Genomic DNA, 8,935 nt, shown 5'->3' with positions numbered 1-8,935 from the left:
GATTCTTTGCTCCTGCGCGCCCAAAAATATTTTTCCGAAGAAAGTTATGATTCCGCAAAATTCTATTTTAAAAAGATTTTGAAAAATGATAAAAATTCGATTGAGGCGCTTCGCGGATTGGGGAAAATTTATGTAAAACAGGAAAAATGGGGCGACGCCAAAGATATTTACAAAAAATTAGAAAAAGTCGATGAAAATCCAATTGAGGCGCACTATTATCTTGGCATTTGTTATCGCGAAACCGGAAAATTCAAAGCCCTGATCATGCGTCACCTTGACTGGAAAAAAGCGAAGTCCCATTTCGAATCAGTGCTGGCGCAGGATTCGCTGTTTGACGACGTACTTTTTCAATACGCCAAGTTAATGCGCTACTGGAAAAATTACGAGGAAGCGATTCGGTTGTGCCGTGAACAAATCAGATTAAAACCTGAACTTGTGGAGCCGCAGGTGAAGATTTTTCGCCTGTACCGCTATTTCATTACTCACAATTCTGAAAAAAAAGTGCTGAAATATCTTTCCCAATTTCCCAATCCGGAAGCACAATTTGCCATTGCTGAAAAATTTCGCCGCGAGGGAAAATTTGCCGCGGCGGACTCAATTTATCAGTCTTTGCTCAAAAATCCCGGCAAAATGTGGCTGCAACCGGTTTATCTTGCTTTGGCGCGTCTTAATTATCAACAGGGGAAAAGAATGAAAGCCCAATCCTTTTTCTGGCGCGCTGTGAACGAGATCGAAAATGACATTCAGGCGGATTTGGTTTTCGAAGATATCAAGTACATTGTGACTGACGAAGAACTGCATCGATACCGAAGCCTAAAATCGGCGAAAGAAAAAAACGATTTTTTCCGTACTTTCTGGAATCGCCGCGATCCGACGCCGGGGACGAAAATAAACGCCAGACTGGCGGAACACTACCGGCGTTTGAATTACGCAGAAAAAAATTACGAGTACGATGGTTTTCGCACCTGGTTCAACAATCCGGATCAAATGGGCTATTTTAAATTTAATGCGGCGTACGAGTTGAACAATGAATTTCACGATAAAGGTTTGATTTACATTCGCCAGGGCAAACCGGATGAATGGGCGCGGACCGCGGGTATGGACGTGCCGACGAATGAATCCTGGCTCTACTATCAGCGCGGCAACATGCCCAAAATGATGTTTCACTTTTTCACTCATAATTCTCCGGGCGCCTGGCGATTCAGCCCGATAATTGAAAATCCGGAAATTTTGGAAGATCGACTAAGTTGGGATAACGTTTTTTTTCGTATGTTGCGCGCTGACCCGTTGGAAAGATTAGCCATTGAAAATCAAATGGCGCTGGAAAGCAAAAAATCCGTGTTCCTGGGGACTTCGACGGATCGCCACGCCTGGGAAGAAAAAGTGCTGCCGTTGAACGTTCCTTTCACCATTGGCAGCTTTCGATCTCTGGGAAATAAAACGCGGCTGGAAATTGATTACGCTGTTTCGCTGGAGCCGCTGCGCAAGGAGTTTCGCAGTTTGAATTCCATGAAAATTGACATCGGGATTACAATTTTTGATAAAAGCTGGCATCAGATTTCGCAAAACAAATCCAATCAATCAATTCCCATGAGTAAAAATAAATTTTCCATTGATCTTTTTTCCACTGATTTACCGCCGGATTCCTATCACATCAGCATGTACGTTAAACCGGAAAAAGGGAAATATCTTGGCGGCTGGAAGGTTACGGCTGTGGCTGAAGATTTCACAAAAGAGAAGCTTTCCATGAGCGACATCGTTTTTGCCGAAAAAATTGAGGCTGCCAGAGGCAAAAACAAATTCAACCGCGGCGATTTATTCGTCCTGCCAAATCCCATGCGGCAATTTTTTCGCAAACGACCCATGTACATTTATTTTGAATTGTACAACTTAACAACGGATAGCAACAATCAGGCGCGGTTCGAGATCGAATATTCAGTGGAACAAATTTCCGGCAGTAAGAAAAAGATCGGGAACCTTTTCGGCCTTTTGAGCAGCGGAAAATCGACGATCTCCACTTTCATGGAACGAGAAATCTCCGGCAAAGATTCTCAAGAATATCTCGCTATCGACGTGAGCCACTTGAAAAAAGGAAGATATCAGCTCACTATCAAAGTAACGGATTCGCTCTCCGGTGATATTGCCAGCCGATCCGGGAGAGTAGTGATTGTTGATTAGAAAAAAAGGGGTGCTCCGTCTGAAAAATGGGGTACCCCTTTGGTCAGCAGAATTTGCAGCTTTCAATTTTAATTGTGATTCGCTGAAAAGACTTAAAGTGTACCCCACCTGAAAGATGGAGCACACTTTTACTGAGTGATAATTTTATTCATTCTTCGGAACAAGCGCAGCAGACTTTTTCCACGATTTAATGAGCCAATCATCAGAATAATTGGTGATGAGCCGCAGCGCATCTTGTTTGTCTTTTTTGAAGATTTTCTCCATTTTCTTTTCAAATCCCGGCTGCATCTCAAATGCCGATTTTTCAAATTTTTGCCAGACTTTTTGCACTTTGAAAATGCGATTTCCGTAATCCTGATCCACCCAATTTGCCAATTTCCAGTGCGCCCAGAAAGCGTGATCGTCGCGCTTTTCGTAATAAAAATCCGGCGGATTGAAATGGTGACTCAGAGAAATCTGCCAGTCATCGTAAGCAAAGCCGTCAGGAATTTTTTGCGTCCCCAAGTAGAGCGGAACAAAAGCGTGGGAATCGGGGCGGCGCAGCGCTAACCAGAGAACGCAGCCAAGCTCCTTGGGCATCCAGCCGCGCAATTGGGCGACAAAACTGCACTGCGTTGAATTCGCGCAAATTGTTGATCTGTTAAGTTTGTAGGGGCTGCCTGCTTTGTAGTTGTCTGTATTGTCCAGTTCCGTGCCTTCGTAGTGATCCCGCAAAACGCGCATCAGATCCTGCGGCGTCAATTTTTTATTTGGCTTTAAAGAAAAAGGAAGTTCATCGTCCAGTTTGAACTCGCGCCCGCTGACAAGGCACACGCCGCGCCACATACGGTTGATATTGCCCGGATGGTTCAAATTTCGGGGATTGGAATAGACTCTGGCAAAATGAAATTTTCCGTCCCGAGCCGGGTCATACCAGCCGCGTTGAATGGCGTAATCGATCAAGTCTTTTGCGCCTAAAAAATTGGTGGTGTCCGATAAATCGACTTCGCCGATGGTGTAGTAGTTCGGAAGCACTGCCACTTCATTGTCAGGCACTCGCGCCGCGACCCAGTGTTTGCCGTTCACCGCGGAAAACATCCAGCCTTCGTTGGCGTCGGCGATGACGTAGGTCCGCCCTGATGAAGCGTAGCCGTACGTTTCCACTAATTTCCCGGCGATGTGCACTGCTTCCCGCGCAGAATGAGCCTGTTCCGCCACGGCGCGGCGGAGCCAATAAGTGATGCCGCCGTCGGTCAGTTCCGGTTTATCTTCGCGTGATTGACAGGCATCGGAAGCGATGACTACGCCATATTCGTTAAAGTAACCGTCGCTGAACATCATTTTCGGCATTTGCAGCCACAAATAGCTGTTCGTTTCCGCCGGTCTGGGTAATAGACCGCCGTTTTTCAAGGCGATGGCTTTGCCGGCTTCGTTTTTTTGTCGGGGTACACGGTACAAATTGACAATTTGCGTGCCGCCGTCATCCTCGTTGTGAGCGAACAAAACCGCGCCGTCTGCCGAGGCATTTTTCCCCACAAGTATGGAAAAACAATCAAGACCCTGACTTTTCTCCCCTGCGATCAATGACAGTTGTGCGAGTAGAAAGAACAAAACAAAAATTGACGCGATGCGCCTGAACCGAGAATTCATAAAAAAACTCCTTCATTTATGTCGAAAATATTTATTTGCCTGGATATGGATATTCAAATAAACGAAAAAATATCGAAAAGGTCAACGATTTTTTTTTGCGACTAGCAAATTTTGTCAATATTTATCAAATCAGATAGCGGCAATTCCTGTTGATTTATTACCTTGACAAAGTAGTTAATATTTATTATATTTCCATTTAAATACGCGACCAGAAAATTTTATCAAATAAAGGAACTTCAAATGCGCTGGACTGGGATGACAATGATTTTGTTGATTTTTGCGGGATGTATAGCGACGCAATCCGGGATGAGACGCGAAAAACGGAGACCCTTTAATCCGGCAGATTATAAATTTTTGCAATTGACCGGTACTTCGGAAATTGAGGGACAAATTGTTTTGCCGAAACCAAATGGAGGAAAAGAATTTGGCGTCGGCTGCGAAGTGACCCTAAATCCCGCGACAAGCTACAGCGAGGAATTTTACGTGAAAACCGTGCAGAACGGCATTCCCATCGAAGAGCCGGATTTGCGCGCTTTAAAATATATTCGCAAAACCGTGACCGATGACTCCGGAAAATTTGTCTTCAAACGCCTCGGTGAAGGCAAATATTATCTCTATGCCCCCGTAAAAATTGAAATCCCTCGCGGAAACGGCAAAACAAGAAAAATCAGCACCTACGTGCACCAGACGATTTATTTACATACTGACGAGAAACTGAAGGTGGTTTTGACGAAATAATGGGATTCTGGACGGCAGCGATAGGAAAGCAGTCAAATTTTTTACAAATATTTTTATTCAGAGTTCCAAAATGTGCTCCACCTTAAAGTTGGGGCACACTTTGCTAACACTTTTCTAATTTTCACGCCACCTTCATCTCCGTAATCTTCTCTTTTTTCTTCAAAGCCGTCCTTTTCTGCACATTCAGCTCCATTTTTCGCAGACGGATATTTTTTGGTGTGACTTCCACAAGCTCGTCTTCGGCGATGAATTCAATGGACTGATCCAGCGAAAGCAACCGCGGAGGCCGCAAGGTCACCGTGGCGTCGGACGTGGAACTGCGCATGTTGGTTAGTTTCTTTTCTTTGGTGATATTGACTTCCAGATCGCTATTTCTGTTGCGCTCGCCGATGACCATGCCGTTGTAAACCTGCGTGTTCGGAGAGACGAAAAGTTCGCCGCGATCCACCATGCCCACACACGCGTAATGCGTCACTCTGCCGGCTCTGTCCGCGATGAGCGAACCGGATGCGCGCTGCGGAATGGGGCCAAACCAAGGCTCGAAACCTTCAAAGAGCGCATTCATCACGCCGGTGCCCTTGGTGTCCGTCAAAAATTGGCTGCGAAATCCGATGAGCCCGCGCGTCGGGATGACAAATTCGATGTTGACGCGGCCGTTTCCGTGATTGTTCAAATCAGTCATGCGACCTTTTCGTTTGGAGAGTTTCTCCGTCACTACGCCCACGTATTCTTCCGGCACGTCGATAAAAATTCTTTCTACGGGTTCAAAAAATTTCCCGTCGATCTCTTTTTTGATCACCTGAGGTTTGGAGACCATGAATTCGTAACCCTCGCGCCGCATGGTTTCGATCAGCACTGCCATTTGCAGCTCGCCGCGGCCGCGCACTTCAAAAGCATCGGCGCGATTCTGCGGAATGACTTTGATGGCGACATTGCCTTTTGTCTCGCGTCCCAGCCGCTCTCTCAAATGCCTTGATGTCAAAAATTGTCCTTCGGTTCCGGCGAAGGGGCTGTTATTCACGTAAAAAATCATGGACACCGTCGGCTCATCCACGTGGATGCGCGGTAACGGCTGCGGATTTTCCAGACCCGAAATCGTGTCGCCGATCTGAATGTTGTCCACACCTGCCAGCGCAATGATGTCGCCTGAATGGACGACGTCAACCTGCTTTTTCCCCAGCCCGTGGAAAGAATACAACGCAGAAAACTTAACGCCGCGCGTAATTTCATTTTTTCCGCAGAGCGAATATGTCATGCCCATGGACAATTTCCCATTAGCCAAACGCCCGATAGCAATCTGGCCGACGTAAGAATCGTAATCAAGATTTGTCACGAGAAATTGTGGCGTTGCGTCGTCGTCGGCTTTGGGCCCGGGAATCTCAGAGACAATTGTATCGAATAAAGGTTTGAGATTCTCGGAAGCATCGTCTAATTCCAGATGAGCGACACCCAATTTTGCGTTGGTGTAAAGTATCGGAAAATCGATTTGTTCTTCGTCTGCATCCAGATCAATGAACAGGTCGTAAACTTCGTTGATGACCGCGTTAATTCTGGAATCCGAGCGATCAATTTTATTGATCACAAGAATGATGGGCAATTTTTTCGCCAGCGCTTTTTTCACGACAAATCTGGTTTGGGGTAAAGGTCCCTCGCTGGCGTCGACTAAAAGCAGAGCGCCATCGACGAGATTCAGGCTGCGCTCAACTTCGCCGCCAAAATCCGCATGTCCCGGCGTGTCGATGATGTTTATTTTGATGTGTTTGTACCACACCGCCGTGTTTTTTGCCATGATCGTGATGCCGCGCTCCCGTTCCAGATCCATGGAGTCCATCACCCGGTCGTTCACCTGCTGATTTTCCCGGAAAATGCCGCTTTGTCGCAGCATACCGTCAACCAGTGTCGTTTTTCCGTGATCCACGTGGGCGATGATGGCAATATTTCTGAATTCATTTTTTCGCATTGCAAAGTGTTCCTATTAAATTGGGTCTAAATTATTTTTAAAAGACATTTCGACAGGATTTACATGATTGACCAGATTAAAAAAGAAATACAGAAATCAGTGATTATCCGGGAGATCAAGAAAAAGCAAAGTATTGGCAATAGCAGAATGATTACTTTTCGAGATAATTCAGCTATTTTAATGAAGCCCGGTTAATTCTGCAAATCCGGTCAAAATTTTTCTATCTTAAATCAACTTCGGGCAAAGCATTTCCTCAATAGCTCCACGCTTTCGCTTTTTTTCGCTTGGCGTCTTTTCTCTTTTGATGAAAAGAAGGCACAGGTCTTTTTTCGATTTTTTCGCCGTTGGTGATTTCCACGATGACATTTCTTTTGTTAAAAATCATATTTTTAAAACCGTCCAGTACATCATCGGTATACATTTCATCCACTTCAAAAAACGAAAATTTCCGCAGGATGTCGATTTTGCCGATGTTGATGTTTCTGTTCCGCGTGCTGCGGTTCACCAGTCCGATGAGTTCCGGCGGCGTGAGCCGGTCTTTCTCACCCAAATTGATGTAAAATCTGGCGAAACCTTTCTCCGATCTATCGCGCCGGTAATTAGATTTGATTCGAGTGCGCGAACGATCTCCCGGGAAGTTGTCGAATTTCTCCCGCTTTTGCGACCGCGTTGTTGAACTTCTCTCACTTGCCACAGGCGTCTTCAAATCATCCGCATCTTTGTAATAATTTAGAAATTGATTGAATTCCCTGGCAATGAGAAGTTTGATGATTTCATCGCGATTAAGATGCGCCAATTTCTCCTGTACGGCAGGCAAAAAATTGTTGATTTCAGCTTCATCAATCTCAACTTTCTCCAGTCTGTCAACGATGTTGAGCAATTGACTTTCGCAAATTTCTTTGCCCGTGGGCACCGGCAGCGTTTGAAATTTTTTCTTCAACAGCCGTTCGATTTTAGTGATTTTCGCCTTTTCGCGCAGATTAGTAATCGCAATGGAAACGCCATTTTGTCCGGCGCGACCAGTTCTGCCGCTGCGGTGAATGTACAAAATTGCCTCGTCCGGCAGGTTGTAATTAATAATATGCGTCAAATCTTTCACGTCCAGCCCCCGCGCGGCAACGTCGGTCGCGGTGAGCAGTTGCAGATTTTTAATGCGAAATTTTTGCATCACTGTTTCCCGTTGCGCCTGCGAAAGATCGCCGTGCAGCGCGTCGGCGTTGTAACCGTCGTGCATTAATTTTTTAGCCACCTGTTTGGTCTCTTCGCGGGTGCGGCAAAAGATGATGCCGTAAATGCTCGGATGAAAATCAACGATTCGTTTCAGCGCCTGGTAGCGATTTTTTTCGTGCACCTGGTAGCAGATGTGGTCGACATTTTCCGCGCCCACATTGCGATCGCCGACAGATATTTCCAGCGGCGCGACCATGTAATTTTTGCTGATACGCCTGACTTCACCGGACATGGTGGCGGAAAACAACAGCGTGTTTTTCGTTTCCGGCATTTGCTCAAGAATGGCGTCCAACTCATCTTTGAAGCCCATGGTCAACATCTCATCGGCCTCGTCCAGTACCACTGTTTCGATGGCAGAAGTGTCAACTTTTTTTCTTCGGTTAAGCAGATCGTCCATTCTGCCGGGCGTGGCAACGATAATGTGCGCCCCGTCGCCCAGCGCGCGAATTTGTCTGCCCATATCAGCGCCGCCGTAAATGGCGACGATATTCAAACCGCGGATGTGCTTGGCGTAGTTTTTCAGATCATTGGTGATCTGTAAGCACAGTTCCCGCGTCGGCGAGAGAATGAGCACTTGCGGTTTATTAAAGTTCGGATTGATTAATTGAATCAAAGGCAAGCCGAAAGCGGCGGTTTTACCGGTTCCTGTCTGCGCCAGCGCGATGATGTCTCTTTTTTCCTTCAGCAAAACCGGGATGACTTTCTCCTGAATTGGCATGGGGTTTTCAAAACCGAGGTCAGCGATACCTTCTGCTAATTTAGATTCAATACCGATTTTTTCAAATGTTGTCATGTTAAAGCCTCAAAATACTAAATGTGTCTATGAATTAAAAAAAAGCCCAATCATCGTGGCAGCACACGAACTGCCGGCAAATAATTGGGCAGAATCTTGAAATTGCAATAGAGATTTTTACGAATTTACAAGCCAGAATGTACTGAATTTAAATGACAAAGTCAATGGAAAAAAAATTTATTCAAATTGATGTGAGGATCCATGAATATTTCTGAGATCGTTCGCCAGTTGGTGGAAGTTAATTCCGATAAGCGCCGGCTGGCGCCAAGGTGAATTTGGTGTCTGCTTCTGAATGCGTAGCTCAGAGAATTTTTTTCGAAATTAACCCATTATTCCGATCTGGGATACTTTTTTCTCTTGTCGAAGACCCGCCTCCGGAGGGACTTTTAAGGATAAATATATGTATG

General features: G+C 45.7%; 5 protein-coding genes. 2 read left to right on the top strand and 3 right to left on the bottom strand.

Going from position 1 to position 8,935, the window contains the following annotated elements:
- A partial coding sequence (locus GXO74_02630; GenBank protein ID NOZ60555.1) for a GWxTD domain-containing protein occupies positions 1–2,178 on the top strand: 2,178 nt, incomplete at its 5' end.
- Between the two features lie 144 nt (positions 2,179–2,322).
- Here GXO74_02630 and GXO74_02625 read toward each other — a convergent pair.
- Complete coding sequence (locus tag GXO74_02625) at positions 2,323–3,807, bottom strand: hypothetical protein (GenBank protein NOZ60554.1); 1,485 nt, start codon at positions 3,805–3,807, stop codon at positions 2,323–2,325.
- Between the two features lie 240 nt (positions 3,808–4,047).
- Here GXO74_02625 and GXO74_02620 point away from each other — a divergent pair, with 240 nt between their 5' ends.
- Entirely contained in the window at positions 4,048–4,545 is a 498-nt protein-coding gene (locus GXO74_02620) for a carboxypeptidase-like regulatory domain-containing protein (protein NOZ60553.1), read from the top strand.
- 121 nt (positions 4,546–4,666) lie between these two features.
- Here GXO74_02620 and typA read toward each other — a convergent pair whose 3' ends face one another.
- Positions 4,667–6,505 (bottom strand): translational GTPase TypA, encoded by a 1,839-nt coding sequence (gene typA / locus GXO74_02615; protein NOZ60552.1) that lies wholly within the window; start codon positions 6,503–6,505, stop codon positions 4,667–4,669.
- Positions 6,506–6,758: 253 nt separating this feature from the next.
- Entirely contained in the window at positions 6,759–8,528 is a 1,770-nt protein-coding gene (locus GXO74_02610; GenBank protein NOZ60551.1) for a DEAD/DEAH box helicase, read from the bottom strand.
- Positions 8,529–8,935 lie beyond the last annotated feature (407 nt).

This window comes from Calditrichota bacterium, assembly GCA_013152715.1.
Classification (GTDB): domain Bacteria; phylum Zhuqueibacterota; class Zhuqueibacteria; order Thermofontimicrobiales; family Thermofontimicrobiaceae; genus 4484-87.
This window is presented reverse-complemented; position numbering and strand designations above follow the sequence as displayed.